At 71.7% G+C, this 17,794-nt stretch carries 16 protein-coding genes; 13 read left to right on the forward strand and 3 right to left on the reverse strand.

Features of this window, described 5'->3' with window-relative positions:
• Positions 1-96 precede the first annotated feature (96 nt).
• Positions 97-2,439 (forward strand): cellulose binding domain-containing protein, encoded by a 2,343-nt coding sequence (locus ACIRPK_RS21485; protein WP_403040866.1) that lies wholly within the window; start codon positions 97-99, stop codon positions 2,437-2,439.
• 14 nt (positions 2,440-2,453) lie between these two features.
• Positions 2,454-3,917, forward strand: a complete 1,464-nt coding sequence (locus ACIRPK_RS21490) for a cellulose binding domain-containing protein (protein ID WP_403040867.1) — start codon at positions 2,454-2,456, stop codon at positions 3,915-3,917.
• 28 nt (positions 3,918-3,945) lie between these two features.
• On the opposite strand, the gene ACIRPK_RS21495 is transcribed toward ACIRPK_RS21490, so the two are convergent.
• Positions 3,946-4,725 carry an IclR family transcriptional regulator gene (locus ACIRPK_RS21495; protein ID WP_403040868.1) on the reverse strand — a complete coding sequence of 260 codons (780 nt, stop codon included), beginning with the start codon at positions 4,723-4,725 and terminating at the stop codon, positions 3,946-3,948.
• A gap of 117 nt (positions 4,726-4,842) precedes the next feature.
• Here ACIRPK_RS21495 and ACIRPK_RS21500 point away from each other — a divergent pair, with 117 nt between their 5' ends.
• From ACIRPK_RS21500 to ACIRPK_RS21550, 11 genes are all read left to right on the forward strand, one after another.
• A complete protein-coding gene (locus tag ACIRPK_RS21500) occupies positions 4,843-6,177 on the forward strand; it encodes an extracellular solute-binding protein (RefSeq protein WP_403040869.1) in 1,335 nt (444 codons plus the stop codon).
• Positions 6,177-7,097: a carbohydrate ABC transporter permease gene (locus tag ACIRPK_RS21505; RefSeq protein WP_403040870.1), complete on the forward strand. Its 921-nt coding sequence runs from the start codon at positions 6,177-6,179 to the stop codon at positions 7,095-7,097. The genes ACIRPK_RS21500 and ACIRPK_RS21505 overlap by 1 nt, the downstream gene beginning before the upstream one ends.
• Positions 7,094-7,948, forward strand: coding sequence for a carbohydrate ABC transporter permease (locus ACIRPK_RS21510; protein ID WP_403040871.1), 855 nt, complete (start codon positions 7,094-7,096; stop codon positions 7,946-7,948). The genes ACIRPK_RS21505 and ACIRPK_RS21510 overlap by 4 nt, the downstream gene beginning before the upstream one ends.
• Before the next feature lie 60 nt (positions 7,949-8,008).
• Entirely contained in the window at positions 8,009-8,932 is a 924-nt protein-coding gene (locus ACIRPK_RS21515; protein ID WP_403040872.1) for a 5-dehydro-4-deoxyglucarate dehydratase, read from the forward strand.
• A gap of 2 nt (positions 8,933-8,934) precedes the next feature.
• Entirely contained in the window at positions 8,935-10,191 is a 1,257-nt protein-coding gene (locus tag ACIRPK_RS21520; protein WP_403040873.1) for a glucarate dehydratase family protein, read from the forward strand.
• Positions 10,185-11,330 carry a hypothetical protein gene (locus tag ACIRPK_RS21525; protein WP_403040874.1) on the forward strand — a complete coding sequence of 382 codons (1,146 nt, stop codon included), beginning with the start codon at positions 10,185-10,187 and terminating at the stop codon, positions 11,328-11,330. Before ACIRPK_RS21520 ends, ACIRPK_RS21525 begins: the two co-directional genes overlap by 7 nt.
• 5 nt (positions 11,331-11,335) lie before the next feature.
• Complete coding sequence (locus ACIRPK_RS21530) at positions 11,336-12,094, forward strand: NAD-dependent epimerase/dehydratase family protein (RefSeq protein WP_403040875.1); 759 nt, start codon at positions 11,336-11,338, stop codon at positions 12,092-12,094.
• A gap of 83 nt (positions 12,095-12,177) precedes the next feature.
• Positions 12,178-13,365 carry an ROK family protein gene (locus ACIRPK_RS21535; RefSeq protein ID WP_403040876.1) on the forward strand — a complete coding sequence of 396 codons (1,188 nt, stop codon included), beginning with the start codon at positions 12,178-12,180 and terminating at the stop codon, positions 13,363-13,365.
• Positions 13,366-13,590: 225 nt separating this feature from the next.
• Positions 13,591-14,859, forward strand: a complete 1,269-nt coding sequence (locus ACIRPK_RS21540; protein WP_403040877.1) for a glycosyltransferase family 39 protein — start codon at positions 13,591-13,593, stop codon at positions 14,857-14,859.
• 696 nt (positions 14,860-15,555) lie between these two features.
• The gene (locus tag ACIRPK_RS21545) at positions 15,556-15,720 is read left to right on the forward strand and encodes a hypothetical protein (RefSeq protein ID WP_403040878.1); all 165 of its coding nucleotides are present in this window, start codon (positions 15,556-15,558) and stop codon (positions 15,718-15,720) included.
• 285 nt (positions 15,721-16,005) lie between these two features.
• The gene (locus ACIRPK_RS21550; RefSeq protein WP_403040879.1) at positions 16,006-16,389 is read left to right on the forward strand and encodes a hypothetical protein; all 384 of its coding nucleotides are present in this window, start codon (positions 16,006-16,008) and stop codon (positions 16,387-16,389) included.
• Between the two features lie 238 nt (positions 16,390-16,627).
• Here the strand turns inward: ACIRPK_RS21550 and ACIRPK_RS21555 are convergent, their stop codons facing one another.
• On the reverse strand, positions 16,628-16,861 hold the full coding sequence (locus ACIRPK_RS21555) for a hypothetical protein (protein WP_403040880.1): 234 nt from the start codon (positions 16,859-16,861) through the stop codon (positions 16,628-16,630).
• Between the two features lie 345 nt (positions 16,862-17,206).
• A complete protein-coding gene (locus ACIRPK_RS21560; RefSeq protein WP_403040881.1) occupies positions 17,207-17,377 on the reverse strand; it encodes a hypothetical protein in 171 nt (56 codons plus the stop codon).
• Positions 17,378-17,794: the final 417 nt, after the last annotated feature.

A 17,794-nucleotide genomic window follows, 5' to 3' on the forward strand; every position in this document is an offset into this window, starting at 1 on the left:
GGAAGGCATACGTAATTTAGGATAACTATTGACCTGCTGGACCGCTGTCAGCACCATGATGGGCGGCTGCCTCTCCCCCACTGCTCTGGAGGTACGTTGTCCACAAGAAATCTCGTCGCGCTCGCCTGCGCGACGACGGTGCTGCTGGCGGCCGGCGGGTTCGCGGTCGAGGCAAACGGCCTGGCACCCAACGGAGTTCAGCAACAGGCCGGCGGTTCGCCGGACCTCTCGAAGGCCAACCGCCGGGCACCCGTGGCCGGCCTCTACGACTGGTCCAAGGCAGGCTACCGAGGCGGCGCGGACCTGCCCGGCGCCGCCGACACCAATCCGGACGGCGCCTGTCAGATCACCCCGGCCGAGCTGGCCGCCCAGTTCGGGGTGCGCCCCGACGACGGGGCGGACGACTCGGCCGGGCTGCAGGCCGCGATCGACCAGATCCGGACCGCCTGCTCACCGGGTGCGAGCTACACCAAGCTGTCGCTGATCACCCTGCCGGCCGGGGTGCTCCAGGTGTCGAGGCAACTCGGCGTCGACGCCGACTACCTGACCATCCGTGGCGCGGGCAGCGGGGCCGGCGGCAGCCGGATCGTGTTCCGGCCGGACGCCGACACCCGGTACGACGCGCTGACCCCGGACGGGTCGGACTGGGACGAGGACGGCATGACCTCGGGTTCGGCCAAGGGCGGTTGGATCTGGCCCGGGCGCGGGCTGTTCCGGGTGCAGTCGCGCGGGGTGAACAGCGCCTACGCCAGTGAGTACGCGGCGGCGCCGGCCAACCGGAAGGACCTGTTCGAGGGCACGGTCAACGTGCACTGGAAGGCGGGCCTGAAGCTCCGGGAGAAGACCGGTGACGCCGGGTTCGCGGCCCGGACCGGCGACACCGTGGTGCCGCTGGCGAGCAGCGGTGCGCTGACCAACTTCCAGGTCGGCGGCCTGGTCAACATCCGGGCCGCCAACTCGCTGAAGTTCTACGCCCAGCAGGACATCCAGCCCACCGACGGCACGCTGCAGAACATCCACATGCGGCAGCAGATCTTCACCGTCACCGCCGTCGACACCGTCAACCGCACCATCACGCTGGACAAGCCGCTGGAGTACGACGTCCCGGTCACCTCGACCTCGGACGGCTCGGCCCCGATCGAGGGCGTGGTCTACGACTCCAAGGCCGCGCCGATAGTGGACCCGGTGCTCGGGGTCGGCTTCGAGAACTTCGCGCTCACCCAGGACATGCCCGGCCTGAACCAGGCGGACGCCGTGCACAACTACGGCAACATGTCGCCCGCCGACGAGATGCACGGCATCGTCTTCAAGTGGGCCGCCAACTCCTGGGTCCGGGGCATCCGGACCGAGATGACCGGGTCGCACCCGATCGTCACCGAGGAGGCGTACCACCTCCAGATCGTGGACAACCAGCTGGACGGCTCCTGGAACAAGGGCAAGGGCGGCAACGGGTACTTCCGGGGCTCCCGGGTCTGGGACTCGCTGTACGCGGGCAACACCTCGCGCAACCTGCGGCACTTCACCTTCCAGTGGTCCGCCTCCGGCAACGTGGTGATCGGCAACGACTTCGACTCCGACGTCAACCTGCACGGCGGGTGGGAGCGGAACAACCTGATCGAGCTCAACACGGTGACCGTGCCGTACGAGCACCGCTCCGCCAACTGCCGTTCCAACTGCGGGGAGGAGGGCGGCGGGGCGCCGGACGCCTCCAGCTGGTTCCCGATCTGGTGGGGTGCGGGTAAGAAGGCGGTGAAGTGGTCCGGCTCCAGCGGGCCGCGCAACGTCTTCTTCAACAACACCATGACCAAGCAGGTCACCGCCGGTGGCGCGTACACCCCGTACTACGCCGACCACCAGCGGATCTACCAGTTCGGCTGGAGCGGTACGGCCTGGCAGCACCTGGACACCGGGGGCACGCCGATCCCGGACTGGGCGAGCCGGGAGCAGCTGGACTTCACCGGCGGGCACGGGGTGGACGCGAGCCGGACCGACCCGGGGGCCTCGCTCTTCCTCAAGTCGGTGAACGGGAGCACTCCTTCGCCCTCGCCGTCCTCGTCACCCTCGCCGTCCTCCAGCCCCAGCCCGACCGTGAGTCCGTCGCCGAGCCCGAGTCCGAGCCCGACGGTCAGCCCGTCGCCGACCGGCACCGGTTGCCTGAGCGCACGGACCGTCAAGGGGTCGAGCTGGAGCAGCGGCTACGGCATGGACGTCTTCGTCAAGAACAACTGCGCGGTGAAGAGCACGAGTTGGACGGTGGAGTTCGACCTGCCCACCGGGACCACGGTCGCCAGCAGCTGGTCGTCCACCCGGACCCAGAGCGGCCGGCACTACACCTTCGTCAACGTCGGCTACAACGGCGCGATCGCCCCCGGTCAGGAGCAGAGCTTCGGCTTCAACGCCGCGGGTCTCGGCCTGCCGTCCAACCTCACCGCCCGCTGATGGGAGCCGCAGGGATGCGCATAACAGTACTGGGCGGCTTCACCGCCGCCGCGTTGGCCGCCGCGAGCCTGCTGGCGCTGCCCGCGCACGCGGCGGCGCCGAAGCTGACCGCGAAGGTGGTGCAGGGGTCGGTGTGGAGCACCGGCTACGGGGCCGACGTGGTGGTGACCAACAACGGCGATGCCGCTTCGGCGAGTTGGACGGTGGAGTTCGACCTGCCGGCCGGGACCACGGTCGCCAGCAGCTGGTCGTCCACCCGGACCCAGAATGGTCAGCACTACAAGTTCGTGAACGTCGGCTACAACGGCACGGTGGTGCCCGGGGGCACCCAGAGCTTCGGGTTCAACGCCGCCGGTCTCGGCCTGCCGCTGAACTGCACCCTCAACGGGGCGCCGTGCAGCGGTGGTTCGCCCACCCCGAGCCCGACGCCTACGCCCACGCCTACGCCCACGCCCACGGTTTCACCCACACCCACACCCACCCCGACGCCCACGGGCCCGGCCGGTTCGGTGGTGGACGTCTCGACCGCCGCGCAGCTGAGCGCCGCGCTGGCGGCGGCCACGCCCGGCCAGACCATCCGGCTCGCGCCGGGCGAGTACCACGGCGCGTTCGCCACCACCCGGCCCGGCACTGCCGCCCAGCGGATCACGCTGACCGGCCCGCGCACCGCCGTGCTGGTCAACGACGGCCCCTCGGGCGACCCGCCCGCCTGCCCGGAGCCCACGCCCGGCTGGGACTCCGGCTACGGCCTCTGGCTGGCCGGGGCGCCGTACTGGAACCTGACCGGCTTCACCGTGAAGGACTCCAAGAAGGGTGTGGTGCTGGACAGTTCGCACCACGTGACGGTGGACGGGCTGTACGTCCACCACGTCGAGGAGGAGGGCGTGCACTTCCGCCGGTCCTCGGCCGACGGGGTGATCCGGAACTCGGTGATCGAGTACACCGGACTGGTCCAGCCCGGGTACGGCGAGGGGGTCTACCTCGGCTCGGCGGGCTCGAACTGGGGCTGCCACGGCAACTCCGGCGGGGCGGACCGGTCCGACCGGGTGCTGGTGGAGAACAACCGGATCGGCCCGTACATCGCGGCCGAGCCGATCGACGTCAAGGAGGGCACGTTCGCCGGGGTCATCCGGGGCAACACCTTCGACGGTCGCGGGATCAGCGGTGAGAACTCGGCCGACTCCTGGATCGACGTCAAGGGCATCGACTACCTGATCGAGGGCAACACCGGCAGCTTCGCGGCCCCGGGGACCTTCGCCAACGGGTACGAGACGCACAACCCGAGCAGCACGCCGTCGTTCCCGAACGGCTGCGGCAACGTCTGGCGGGGCAACACCTCGGACCTGGACGGGGTCGGTGCCTACGCCATCAGGATCACCTCGCCGTCGAGCTGCTCGGCCCGGCCCAACGTGGTGTACGCCTCCAACACCGTCACCAGGGCGGTGAGCGGCCTGACCAACGTCCCCGTCACGCCGTAGCGGGACGGGGACGCCGGCCGGGTGGTCGCTACCTGATGCCGTGCCGGCGGAGCGTACCGGCGAGGGCGGTGGTGTGGGACACCACCGCCCTCGCGACGCGTGCCACCTCCTGCTCGGTGGCGGCGCCGACCGGCATCGAGCAGCTGATCGCGTCGGTGGCCGGGATCCGGTAGTGCACGGGGGCGGAGACGCAGCTGACGCCGGGCGTGCCCTGCTCCCGTTCCAGTGCCCAGCCACGGTCCCGGGAGCGGGCCAGTTCGGCGTGCAGTTCGGCGCGGTCGGTGACGGTGTGCGGGGTGAGCGCGGGGAGCTCGTCCGGCAGTATCGCGTCCACCTCGGCGGTGGTGAGCTCGGCGAGCAACGCCTGCCCCAGCGCGGTGAGGTGGGCCGGCAGCCGGCGGCCCACCCGGGAGACCACCCGGACGGTGTCGCGGGCCTCCCGGCTGGCCAGGTAGAGCACGTAGGCGTCGTCCCGGCGGGCGAAGTGCACGGTGTAGCCGGTCTCGGCCCGGAGGTCCTCCAGGGTCTCGTTGGCATACGGCAGGGCCGGGTCGCGGTCCAGGTACGCGGTGCCGGACAGCAGCGCGTGCGGCCCCACGCCGAAGGAGGAGCCGCTGTCGTCGGCCTCCACCCACTTGAGCTCGCGCAGGGTCCGGATCAGGGCGTGCAGGCTGCTGCGGGGGTAACCGAGCCGTTCCTGCAGCTCGCTGACGGTCAGTCGGCCGGGGGAGGCGGCCAGTGCCTCCAGGATGCGCACGGTGCGCTCGGCCGACTTGACCGTCGAAGCGTCCGGTTGGGCAGAGGGCATGTCCACCATCCAGATAAGTGCCGCAGGAGTGTTGACCGTCATAGTAACGGACGCTAACTTTCCCTTGCAGTGCTGCCACATTCTCAGATTCTGTCCATATACGTAGACGGGACGTCGATGCTCCGCAGATCCGCAACCACCCTTGCGGCCGTTCTGGCCGCCGCCGTGGCCCTGACCTCCCTGACCGCGTGCGGCTCCGGCTCCGGTGACGGCCAGGGCGCCACCGACCACAAGGCGCCGCTGGAGATCTGGGTGCGCAAGCCCCCGGGCTCCAACACGGAGAAGACCCACCAGCAACTGGCCGCGAGGTTCACTGAGTTGACCGGTGTCCCGGCCCATGTCACCGCCCTGTTCGACGACTTCGAGACCAAGCTGCAGCAGGCCGCGGCGCAGAAGAAGCTGCCGGACCTGATCGTCAACGACACCGCGCAGCTCGGCACCCTGGTCAAGCAGGGCCTGGTCCGCGAGGTCGACCGCCCCGCCACCAAGGGCGGCGACCAGCTGATACCCGCGTCCTGGGACGCGGCCAAGGGCGCCGACGGCAAGTACTACGGCGTCCCGTTCTCGGCCCAGACCTTCGGGCTGTTCATCCGCAAGGACTGGCGGGAGAAGCTCGGGCTGGCCCAGCCCACCAGCTGGGACGAACTCGACGCGCTGGCAACGGCGTTCACCACGCAGGACCCGGACGGCAACGGCAAGGCCGACAGCTACGGCTACGTGGTCCCCGGCTCCACCAAGCGCGGCTACCTGGACTGGTACTTCTCCAGCTTCCTGTGGTCGGCGGGCGGCGACTACTTCAGCAAGGACGGGAAGACGCCCGCGATCGCCGACCCGGCCTCGGTGCTGGCGGCCCAGCGGCTCAAGGACCAGTTCTGCACCGCGAAGACCGTGGTGCCGGGCGCGGCGACCGCCGAGACCACCCAGGCCCACCCGCTGTTCGAGACCGGCAAGGGCGGCATCTACTTCACCGGCCCGTACAACATGGCGCGGTTCGACAAGAGCCTGGGCAAGGACAAGTACGAGGTGATCGCGCTGCCCGCCGGTCCGGGCGGGCGGAGCGTCTCGCTGGCCGAGGGCGAGAACGCGTACCTGATGGCCGGGTCGAAGAACCGCACCGGGCAGCAGAAGTACGCCGAGTTCCTGGTCTCGGTCGAGGGGCAGACGATCGGGATGGCCGGTGACACCGACGGCAACGTGGTCCGGCTGCCGGTCAACAAGGGCGTGGACCTGGCGGCCGTCCGCAAGGACCAGCGCTGGCTGGTCTTCGACCAGGTCTTCCGGGAGGCCGGCCGGTACGCGCCGGTGGTGAAGGAGTGGACCCCGTTCCGGCAGGCCTCGGCCGAAGCGCTGAACGGCCTGGTCGCCGACTGCGGCTCCGACCCCAAGGCGGTGCTCAGCAAGCTGGCGGGCGCCTTCGCGGCCGAGCTGACCAAGCAGGGAGCCGGCTCCTGATGAACCTCGGACCGACCGTCGGGTGGCCGAACCGTCGGGGCCGGCTGACCCCCTGGCTGTTCCTGGCCCCGGCGCTGGTGCTGTTCGGGCTCTTCAAGTTCCTGCCGATGTGGCGGGCGGTCGGGATGAGCTTCCACGAGGTCCGGCCCTACCTCGGCGACCGCTGGGTCGGCGGGGCGAACTACCGGCAGGTGGTCACCGACGAGGCGTTCCTCGACGCGATCGGGCACACCCTGCTGCTGGCGGTCGGTCAGACCGGCGGCTCGGTGCTGCTCGGACTGGCGCTCGCCCTGGTGCTGGAGGGCACCTCGCGGCGGCTGTGGCTCGTCCGGACGGCGGTGTTCCTGCCGACCGTCACCGCGATGGCGGTGGTCGCCGAGGTCTGGCGGATCCTCTACTACCCCGCCCCCGACGGCGTGGTGAACGGCCTGCTGAGCTGGGTCGGGGTGGGGCCCTCGCAGTTCCTGAACAGCCCGGACAGCGCGCTCTGGTCGGTCATGACGGTCGGGGTCTGGCGCGGTGCGCCCTACGACATGATGATCTTCCTGGCCGCGCTGGCCGGAGTGGACCGGACGCTCTACGAGGCCGCCGCCGCCGACGGTGCGGGGGCGTGGCGGCGGGTCTGGCACGTCACGCTGCCCGCGCTGCGGCCCGCCTTCGTCATCCTGCTCACGCTGGCCGCGATCCGCAGCCTGCGGGTCTTCACCGAGATCTACCTGCTCACCAACGGCGGGCCGAACGGCTCGACCGAGGTGCTGATGACCCTGATCTACCGACTCGGCCTGGAGCGCGGCGAGTTGGGCGTGGCGGCGGCCGGCTCGATGGTGCTGCTGGTGGTCTCGGTACTGCTCACCCTGCTGGTCAGGCTCGGCGGTCGCCGAACCGGGAAGGCCGCGACATCCGGAAGGGCCGCGCCATGAAGCACCGTCAACTCGACACCGCCCTCGGCCTGGACGCCCGGAACGGCCCGCTCGCCCTGATCGGCAAGCTGGTCCTCTACGGGCTGCTGGTCCTGGTCTTCGCCGGGCCGCTGCTCGCCCTGCTGGTCAGCGCGTTCAGCCCGGTCAGCGACCCGACCAGGCTCACCCTGCTGCCGACCGACCTCACGCTGGCCAACTTCCGGGCCGCCTTCGACCGGGACGTGCTGCGCTACCTGCTCAACTCCTTCCTGGTGGTGGGCGGCGGCCTGCTGCTCCAGGTCGGGGTGAGCATCTCGGCCGGCTACGCCCTGGCCCGCAAGCGCTTCCCCGGGATGCGGCTGGTGCTGCTGCTGATCCTGTCCACCATGATGCTGCCGGAGGAGGTGCTGGCCATCCCGCTCTCGCTGGTGCTGTCCGACCTCTCGCTCACCGGCAGCCTCTTGGGCATGATCGTCCCGGTCGGGGCCTGGGCCTTCTCGATCCTGGTGACCGCCGAGTTCATGAAGGAGATCCCGCTCGAACTGGAGGAGGCCGCCCGCCTGGACGGCGCCGGTGACCTGCGGATCTTCTGGTCGGTGGTGCTGCCGCTGTGCAAGCCGGCCCTCGGCGTGATCGGCATCTTCGGCTTCACCATGATCTGGGACCAGTACCTGCTCCCGCTGCTGGTCGCCACCGACGCCAGGCAGTTCACCCTGCCGCTCGCGCTGCGCACCCTGCGCGCCGACGAACAGGTCGGCGTCGGGGTGCTGCTGGCCTCCGCGCTGCTCGCCCTGCTGCCCAGCGTGCTGGCCTTCCTGGCCATGCAGCGGCAGTTCATGCGCGGGCTCACCTCCGGCGCGGTCAAGGGCTAGGACCGACCGGCACCCGGGGGCCGGTCCCACCCTCAACCAACGTTCTGATCAGGAGATTTCATGCGCCTGCACGGGCTTCTGTCGTTCCCCCTGACCCCGTTCACCGACGACGACAAGGTGGACCTGGCCGTCTTCGCCGAGCACCTGGAACAGCAGGTGGCCGCCGGGCCCGCCGCGCTCTTCGTGGCCTGCGGCACCGGTGAGTTCACCGCACTGGCCCTGGACGAGTACCGCGACCTGGTGGTCACCGCCGTCCGGGTCGCGGACGGCCGGCTGCCGGTGGTGGCCGGCTGCGGCGGTGGCCCCCGGATGGCCCGGGAGTTCGCGGTGGTGGCCGCCGAGTGCGGCGCGGACGGACTGCTGCTGCTGCCGCCCTACCTGGTCACGTCCACCCCGGGCGGGCTGGTCGAGCACGTCCGCTACGTCGCCTCGGCGACCGCGCTTCCGGTGGTGGTCTACCAGCGCGCCAACGCCGTCCTGGACGAGGCCGCCGCGCTGGCGCTGCTCGACCTGCCGACCGTGACCGGGATCAAGGACGGCCGGGGCGACGTGGACGCGATGCTCCGGCTGGTCACCGCCGTCCGGACCAGTGGCCACCCGCGGGCCGCCGAGTTCGGCTTCCTGAACGGTCTGCCGACCGCCGAGCTCTCGGTCCAGGCGTACCGGGCGATCGGCGTGGAGTGCTACTCCTCGGCCGTGCTCTGCTTCGCCCCCGACCTGGCCACCGCCTTCCACCGGGCGGTCGAGCGGGGCGACCAGGACACCGTCCGGCTGCTGCTGGCCGAGTTCTACCTGCCACTGGTCGCACTGCGCGACCGGGTGCCCGGGTACGCCGTCGCGCTGGTCAAGGCCGGGGCCCGGCTGGCCGGCCTCGCGGTGGGCCGGGTCCGGCCACCGCTGGTGGACGCCTCGCCGGAGCACGTCGACGAGTTGGGCCGGATCCTGGCGCGCGGCCGGGCCGCCCTGGCCACGGTGGTGGAGTGACCGTGCGGATCAGGGACGTGGTGGTCACGCCGATCGCCTTCGCCGACCCCCCGCTGCTCAACTCGGCCGGGGTGCACCAGCCCTGGGCGCTCCGGGCGGTGGTCGAACTGCGCTGCGGCGACGGCCTGGTGGGCCTGGGGGAGACCTACGGGGACGCCCCGCACCTGGCGCTGCTGCGCGCGGTCGCCCCGGCGCTGACCGGGCTCGACCCGTTCGACACCAACGGGCTGCTGCGCCGGATCCGGGCGGTGCTCGGCGACGCGGACGCCCCCGACAAGCACGGTCTGACCGGCGGTTCCACTCCGCAGAAGACCGCGCTGCGGGTGCTGAGCCCGTTCGAGGTGGCCTGCCTGGACCTCCAGGGGCAGCTGGTCGGCCGCCCGGTGGTGGATCTGCTCGGCGGCCGGGTGCGGGACGCAGTCCCCTACTCCGCCTACCTGTTCTACAAGTGGGCGGGTCACCCCGGCGCGGCCGGCGACGAGTACGGCGCGGCGCTGGACCCGGACGGGATCGTCGCCCAGGCCAGGCGGATGGTCGGGCAGTACGGCTTCGGCTCGATCAAGCTCAAGGGCGGGGTGCTGCCGCCGGAGCAGGAGGTCGAGGCGGTGCACGCGCTGCGCGCGGCCTTCCCGACCCACCCGCTCCGGATCGACCCCAACGCCGCCTGGACGGTGCAGACCTCGCTCCGGGTCGCGGCCGAGACCGAAGGGCTGCTGGAGTACCTGGAGGACCCCACCCCCGGCATCCCCGGAATGGCCGAGGTGGCGCGCGGCGCGGCCATGCCGTTGGCCACCAACATGTGCGTGGTCAGTCCCGCCGACCTGCCCGAGGGCTTCGGACAGCGGGCGGTGGGCGTGGTGCTCGCCGACCACCACTACTGGGGCGGCCTGCGCCGCTCGGCCGAACTCGCGGCCACCTGCCGGACCTGGGGCGTCGGGGTCTCGATGCACTCCAACAGCCATCTGGGGATCAGCCTGGCCGCGATGACCCACCTGGGTGCCGCGCTGCCCGAACTCACCTACGCCGCCGACACCCACACCCCCTGGCAGTACGGCGAGGACGTGCTGGCCGAACCGCTGCGGATCGTCGACGGCGCCGTCCGGGTACCGGACACCCCTGGCCTGGGCGTCCGGCTGGACCCGGACGCGCTGGCCCGGCTGCACGAGAACTACCTGCGCTGCGGCATCCGGGAGCGCGACGACACCGCGTACCTGCGCAGCATCGACCCGGGCTTCGAGAAGCGGCGGCCGCGATGGTGACCGTCTCGGCGCACGCCTACCCCTGGGACGTGCTCGGCGACCCGGCCTTCGCCGACCGGGTGAAGGCCGCCGGGCTGGACGCGGTGACGCTCGCCGTCAGCTACCACTCCACCCGGGCCGCCACCCCGCAGCACCCGCACCGACGGCTGGTGGACGCCCGGTACGCCGCGCTCTACCGGCCGGTCCGACCGCAGGCGTGGGCCGGGCGGCGGCTCGCCCCGCTCGGCCCGGACTGGCTGGCCGAGGCCGACCCGGCGGGCGAGGCGATCGCGGTCCTGGCGGCGGCCGGCATCCCGGTGAACGCCTGGGTGGTGCTCGCCCACAACACCCGACTCGGCCTGCTGGCACCGGAGTCGACGGTGCTCAACTGCTACGGCGAGCGCTACCCGTACGCGCTCTGCCCGAGCCACCCCGAGGTGCGCGAGCACTGCGTCACGCTCGCCGTCGAGGCCCTGCGCGGACTGCCCGCCGGGGCGCTGGGCGGGGTCTCGCTGGAGTCGGCGGGGCAGTTGGGCGCGAGCCACCTCGGCTGCCACGAGAAGACCGACGGCGCCTACCCGCCGACCGCGCTGCGGGCGCTCTCGGTGTGCTGCTGCCCCGGCTGCCGGGCCGGCTGGGGCGGGCTCGACCCGGTCGAGGTGACCCGGTTGCTGCGGGTGGCGGTGGAGCGCGAGGAGTGGCTGCCGGCGCCGGTCGCCACCGCCCTGCTGGCCGCCCGGCAGACCTCCGCCAACCGCCTGCGCCGCGAAGTGGTGGCGGCTGTAAGGGAGTTGCTGCCCGGTGTGCCCGTCACCCTGCACGCCCACCCCGACCCGTGGGCCACCGGCCCGTCGCCCGGCCTGACCCCCGCCGCGCCCGCCGAGGTGGACGCGCTGCTGGTGCCGTGCTGGCCGACCGCTCCGGCCAGTGCCGAACTGGTCAAGCGCGCGGCCGAGTTCGGCCGTCCGGTGGACGCGTACGTGACCCTGCTGCCACCCGCCGACCCGGCCGGACTGCCGGCGCACGTCCGGCGCCTGCGGGCGGCGGGCGCCGAGCGGCTCAGCCTGTACCACCTCGGGCTGCTCCCCACCCGGCAGCAGCCGCTGCTGGCGGAGCTGGCCGGGGAGTTCCGCAACCATCGTTTCAGTCAAGGGAGTTGACGTTCATGCAGGTCCTGCTGACCGGAGCCGCCGGGGGTGTCGGCACCATGCTGCGTGAGCTGCTGCCCGGCCACGGGCACACCCTGCGGCTCGCCGACCTGCGGCCGATCCCGGGCACCGACTCCCTGGTGTTCGACCTCCGCGACGGTGCGGCGGTACGGGAGGCCGTGCGCGGGGTGGACGCGGTCGTCCACCTGGGCGGGATCTCGGTGGAGGACAGCTTCGCCAACATCCTGGGCGCCAACATCCAGGGCAGCTACGAGCTGTACGAGGCGGTTCGGGCCGAGGGCGTCCGGCGGGTGGTCTACGCGAGCAGCAACCACGCGGTGGGTTACACCCCGCTCGACTCGTCCGGACCGATCGGCACCGACATCCCCAGCCGGCCGGACACCTACTACGGCCTGTCCAAGGTCTTCGGTGAGGGCCTGGCCTCGTTGTACGCCGACAAGTACGGCGTGCAGACGGTGTCGATCCGGATCGGCTCCTGCTTCCCCGAACCGCGCGGCCCGCGGATGCTCGCCACCTGGCTCAGCCCCGCCGACTGCGCCCGACTGGTGCACGCCGCCCTCACCGCCCCCGACGTCGGCCACACCGTCGTCAACGGGATCAGCGCGAACACCCGCGCGTGGTGGGACCTCTCCGGCGCCCGGAAGCTCGGCTACCGGCCGCAGGACGACGCCGAGGCGTTCGCGGACCGCCTGCCACCGCTGGACCCCGACAGCGCGGACGCCAGGCTGCTGGGAGGCTGGTTCACCACGCTCTGATCCGGACTCCGAAGCGGCGGTGCCCCCCCGGGCGTGCGGTAACTTCCTACTCCTGCATCGGATGATCAGGACCGGAGGAAGCCATGAGCCGCCAGTTGCCCGTCGGACCGGGTGGGCAGACCGCCGCCCAGCCGTGGAACCGGCAACGGCTGCGCAGCAACAACGAGTGGCTGCTGCTTGAGCGGCTGCGCACCGACGGCCCGTCCTCCCGGGCCCAACTGGCCCGGGACACCGGGCTGTCCAAGCCCACCGTGTCGGCGGCGCTGGCCACCCTGGAGCAGGGCGGCCTGGTCCGGGAGGCGGGCGTGTTCGCCCCCGAACGCGGCCGGACCGCGCTGCTGTACGAGCCGGACCCGGCGGCCGGCCACGTGCTCGGCGTGGACATCGGCCGGGGCCGCCTGCGGGTCGCGGTGGCCGACCTGACCGGGGAGCTGATCGCCCGTCGGGACGTCCCCAACCACGGCAGCTCGGCGGACGAGGTGGCCGACGCGGTGGTGGCGGCCGCCCGGGAGGCCACCGCGGAGGCCGGGCTGACGGCGGACCGGATCGTGCACGCCGTGGTCGGCACCCCGGGCGTCTGGGACGAGCAGCGGCGCAGCGTCCGCTACGCCGGGAACCTGCCGGGCTGGGGCCGGCCCGGGCTGTTCGACCGGATCGCCGAGGGCCTGGCCACCACCGTCACGGTCGGCAACGACGCCAACCTGGCCGCCCTCGGCGAGTACGCCTTCGGCGCGGGCGCGGGCGGCCGGGTCTTCGTCTACCTGCTGGTCGGCACCGGCCTCGGGGTCGGCGTGGTGAAGGACGGCGAGCTGGTGGCCGGGGCCCACGGCGCGGCCGGCGAGATCGGCTCGCTCCCGGTCCCGGGGCAGCGGGCCACCCTGGAGGACACGGTCAGCGCGGCGGCGGTGGTGCGGTCAGCCCGGGAGCTCGGCCTGACCGGACCGCTGACGGCGGAACAGGTCTTCCAGGCCGCCAGGGACGGGGTGCCCGCCGCCGTCGAGGCGGTGCAGGGCGAGGCCGAACGGCTCGCGTACGCCGTCGCGCTGGTCTCGGCCGTGCTCGACCCGGACCTGGTGGTGCTCGGCGGCGGCATCGGCTGCAGCGCGGACCTGCTGCTGGAACCGGTGGAGCGGGCGCTGCACGACCTCACCCCGCTGCGGCCGAAGCTGGTCCCGAGCCGGCTCGGGCACGAGGCGGTGCTGCTCGGCGCCGTCGCGACGGCGCTGGACACCGCCAGACCCGAGGTGTTCGAGCGCCGCACGGGCTCCTGACCGGCCCGGCCCGACCCGTTCGGGTTCTGCCGAGGACTGGTCTGGACCTCCGGCCGATGGCGTACGCTTCCGAAAATATCGGTGCGTCCGACCCGTCCGATCCGCCTGTTACGACGCCACACCCGCCCGGCCGCACAGCCAGTCAGGAGACCAGGACCCTTGACCGCGATCCCCGGTACCGAGTCGGCCGAGCCGACCGAATCGGCTGAGCCGAACGTGTCGTCCGTGTCGTCCGACTCGGAGCAGCGGGACGGGGAGCGGGAGTCGGCCGAAGGTGACGCCGGTTCGGCGGAGCGCCCCCGCGAGTCGCTCCGCGACTGGTTCCGTCGGGTCTCCGAGGAGTACGGCCCCGCGCTGGCGGTGTTCGGCCTGCTGAAGCTGACCGGGTTCACCGTCTTCATGTGGCTGCTCACCTGGTCCGGTGAGTACCTGACCAAGACCCCCCGGTTCGGCGGCGGCGCCCGGCCCTGGGACGTGGTGGCCGGCTGGGACGGCTGGTGGTACCGGCAGGTGGCCGAGAACGGGTACGACCCACGGCTGGTGAAGATCGGGCCGCCCCCCTTCGAGTACGACCAGAACTCGGTCGCCTTCTTCCCGCTCTACCCCGGCATGATGAAGCTGGTCTCCGCCGTCACCGGCCTCGGTTCCTACGGGGCGGGCATGGTGGTGTCGGTGGTCGCCTCGTTCGTGGCCGCGGCCGGGATCTACGCCGTGGCCGCCAGGCTGTTCGACCGTCGGGCGGGTCTGATCGCGGCCGCCGTCTGGGCGGTCTTCCCCGGCTCCGGCGTCGAGTGGGCGGTCTACTCCGACTCGCTGTTCGTCGCGCTGGCCGCCTGGTCCTGCTGGTTCGTGCTGGAACGCCGCTGGCTGGCGGCCGGCGTCACCGTCTTCATGGCCGGCCTCAACCGCCCCACCGCCGCCGCCCTGGTGATGGCCCTCGGGGTGGCCGCCGTGATCGCCCTGGTCCGCCGCCGGGACGGCTGGATCGGCCCGGTCTCCGCCGTCCTGATCGCCCCGCTGGGCATCTTCGGCTACCTGGCCTGGGCGAACTGGCGACTGGGTGACTGGAGCGGCTACTTCAAGCTCCAGAAGGGCGGCTGGCTGCACTTCTTCGACTACGGCGAGCACACCTTCAACGTGGTGCGCACCATCCTGCTCGGTCGCGGCGGGTACGCCTTCACGTACCCGACCGAGGACATGATCGGGCTGGTGCTGGTGGTGCTGCTGCCGATCCTGATCTTCCTGCTGATCCGCCTGCGGGTGCCGGTCTTCCTGCTGGTCTTCACGCTGGTCACGATCGTGCTGGTGCTCGGCAGCGCCCAGATCTTCGGCAACACCTCCCGCTACCTGTTGCCCTGCTTCCCGCTCTTCCTGCCGATCGCGGTCGCGCTCCGGCGGGTGTCGCTGCCCTCGCTGATCGCGGTCTTCGGCGTCACGGCGGTGGCCAGCGGGTGGTACGCGGGCTACGTGCTGTTCGAGCTGGGCATTCCGTAGGCCGGCCCGTGGCCCTGCCGCGCGTCCGGGTCGCCGTGTGAACGGAGGCGGGTGGGGTAGGCGCGGGGGAGACGACGAACGGAGGGTCCGTCATGACGATCCCGCCGAACGACCCCGTGCCACCGATCCCCACCCCACCGCCGGGCCCGGGACCCGGCCCGGAGCCCGGGCCACTCCCCGGCCCCCTACCCGCGCCGGAGCCCGACCCGGTGCCCCCGGTACCGCCCGGGCCGGAACCCCGCCCGCCGTGGCCCACGCCGGAGCCCGGCCCGCGACCGGGACCGCTACCGGGGCCGGGGCCCGCCCCCGAGCCGGTGACCTGAGCGGGGTCTGAGCCGGGTCTGAGCCGGGTTGGGTCGGTGGAGGCTGCCGTGCAGGTGCAGCGGGTGCACGTCCCCGTGGGCCGGTGACCTGATGGTGCCCGTCGCGGCCCGGGGGGTGCTGTTCGCGCACGGGAGCGGGAGCTCGCGGCACAGCCTGCGCAACCGGGCGGTCGCGGCGACCCTCCAGGAGGCGGGCCGGGCACCCTCCTGCGGGATCTGCTCACCGCGCCGGAAGAGGCGGTGGACGCCCACACTCGCGAACACCGCTTCGACATCGACCTGCTGACCGCCCGTCTGGTCGCAGCCGTCGACTGGCTCGCAGCCCGCCCCGGCACCACCGGTCTGCCCCTCGGACTCTTCGGCGTCGGCACAGGTGCCGCAGCGGCCCCGCCAGGCCCGGACGGTGGCCGCGCGCGGCGGACGCCCGGACCGAGCCCGCGACGCACTCAGGCTGGTCCGGGCGCCGGTGCTGCTGCTGGTCGGTGGCCACGACCGGGACGTGCTGCGGTTGAACCGGGCCGCCGCAGTGCGCAGTTGACGGTTCCTCACCGGTTCAGGTGATCCCCGGTGCCACCCACCTGTTCGAGGAGCCGGGCACCTGGAGGCGGCGGCGGGCGCCGCGCGGGCCTGGTTCCGCGAACAGGTGGGTGGAGAGGGTGGGCGGTGAACGGGCCCTGCCCCCGCACCTGTTGCAAGGTCGATACGCTCCAGGGGCTGCCGACCCGCAAACTCCTATGATCTGATGGGCAATGCTGTTGCTGCTCATTCAGTTGGCGCCGGGGATGCCGAGCGGAGACAGTCCGGTTCGCAGCAGGGGGCGTTGATGTCGCAGCAGATTGTGGTGGATCCGGTCGGTCTTCGGGCTGAGGGGTTGGGTTTGGTGGCGGTCGGTGAGGATTTCTCGGCTGCGGTGAAGGATTTGTCGGCGAAGTTGGAGGCCCTGGAGAAGGGTGATACTCCGCCGTGGGGTGATGATGATCTGGGTGAGAAGTTCGGTGTGGTGTATGAGGGTCTGCGGGATGGGATGAAGGAGTCGATGGCTTCTTTGGGGACGCGGATTGGGGAGATCGGGCAGAAGTTGCAGGGGATGGCGGCGGGGCACGAGGCGAACGAGTCGGCGACGGATGGGTCGTTCCGGGCGTTGGAGGGTTCGCAGGGGATGGTCGGGGGTCGGGTGGACGCGTTGTACCGGCCGCAGGTGGTCTGAGGTTCGGCCTGTCGGTCTGTGTGTTGGTTTCTTTTGTTTTTGGGTTTGTTGTGGGTTTCGTGTTGTCGTGATGTGGTTTTTGTTACGGGGGGTTTGGCGAAGTGTCGCTGATGTTGCCGGACAGTGTTGAGTGGGTTCTGGAGATGCTCGGCTTTGATTGGCCGAAGGCGGACGAGGACAAGCTCATGGAGTCCGCGCAGGTGTGGCGGGATTTCGCGGACACGGTCGATGAGTTGCATTATCGGGCGGCGGGTGCGGCGAACAATGTGCGTTCGGCGAATTCGGGTGATTCGATCGAGGCGTTCGGTAAGGCGTGGGAGAAGTTTTCGGCGGGTGGTAGTGGCGGGTATTTGGCGGATGCGGCGGCGGCGTCGCGGTTGATCGCTGCGGCGTTCGATGCGGCGGCGATGATCGTGATTGCGTGCAAGATCGCGGTGATCGCGCAGTTGGTGGTGTTGGCGGTGGAGATCATCGCTGCTCAGGCGGCTGCGCCGTTCACGTTGGGGTTGTCGGAGTTGGGTGCCGCGGGGGCGGTGCAGGCGACGAAGATGATTGTTCGTCGGTTGTTGAAGGAGCTTCGGGACGCGTTGGTGGAGGCGATCCTGGAGACGTTGAAGGAGCCGGTGGTTTCGGCTGTGCAGGCGATGATCAGTGATCTGATCGCGCAGACGGTGAACCAGGGTTTCGGTGCGCAGGACGGTTTTGATCTGGGGCGGACCGGTAAGGCGGGGGCGGAGGAGTTCAAGACGGCGGTCGCGAACTCGGGTCAGACGTTCACGGAGGCGTTGCGGGACGGGGTGGGTTCGCGCGCTGGTGGTCATGCGCGTGGTGGGTTGGACAGTGCGGCGGGGCACGGCGGTGGCGACGCGGACTCCTCCGGCAACAGCGACAGCAGCGGCAGTAGTGGTGGTGATGCGTCGAACAGCGGCGACAGGTCACCGTCGGGCAGCACGCCCTCCCCGGGCAGCAGCCCGTCGTCGGGCAGCACACCCTCCAGCAACGGCAGCAGCCCGTCCGGCAGCAGTCCTTCGTCGGGTGACAGTCCTTCCTCTCACGGTCCTTCGGGTAGCAGTCCGTCCTCGCACACGCCCAGCTCGTCGCCGGACGGTTCGGCGGGCCGGGCGCCCGGTACGTCGCCGGAGGGTTCGTCGGGCCGGGATGGGTCCGGTTCGAGTGAGGTGCCGCGTTCGGCGCAGCAGGGTCCGTCGCCGGTGTCCGGCGAGCGGGGTTCGGCGCCGTTGGACCCGTTCGGGACGCGGGTGGGTGGTGAGGCGAACACGCCGTCGGGGGATGCGGGTTCGGGCCGGCATCCCGCAGGCGACGGTGCGACGCCGGGCCGTTCCGACGACGGCGGCGGCCGCACCAGCACCCCGTCCCCGGAGGGCCGTTCGGGGCCGGACTCGCA

The organism is Kitasatospora sp. NPDC101801 (assembly GCF_044766665.1).
Lineage (GTDB): Bacteria > Actinomycetota > Actinomycetes > Streptomycetales > Streptomycetaceae > Kitasatospora.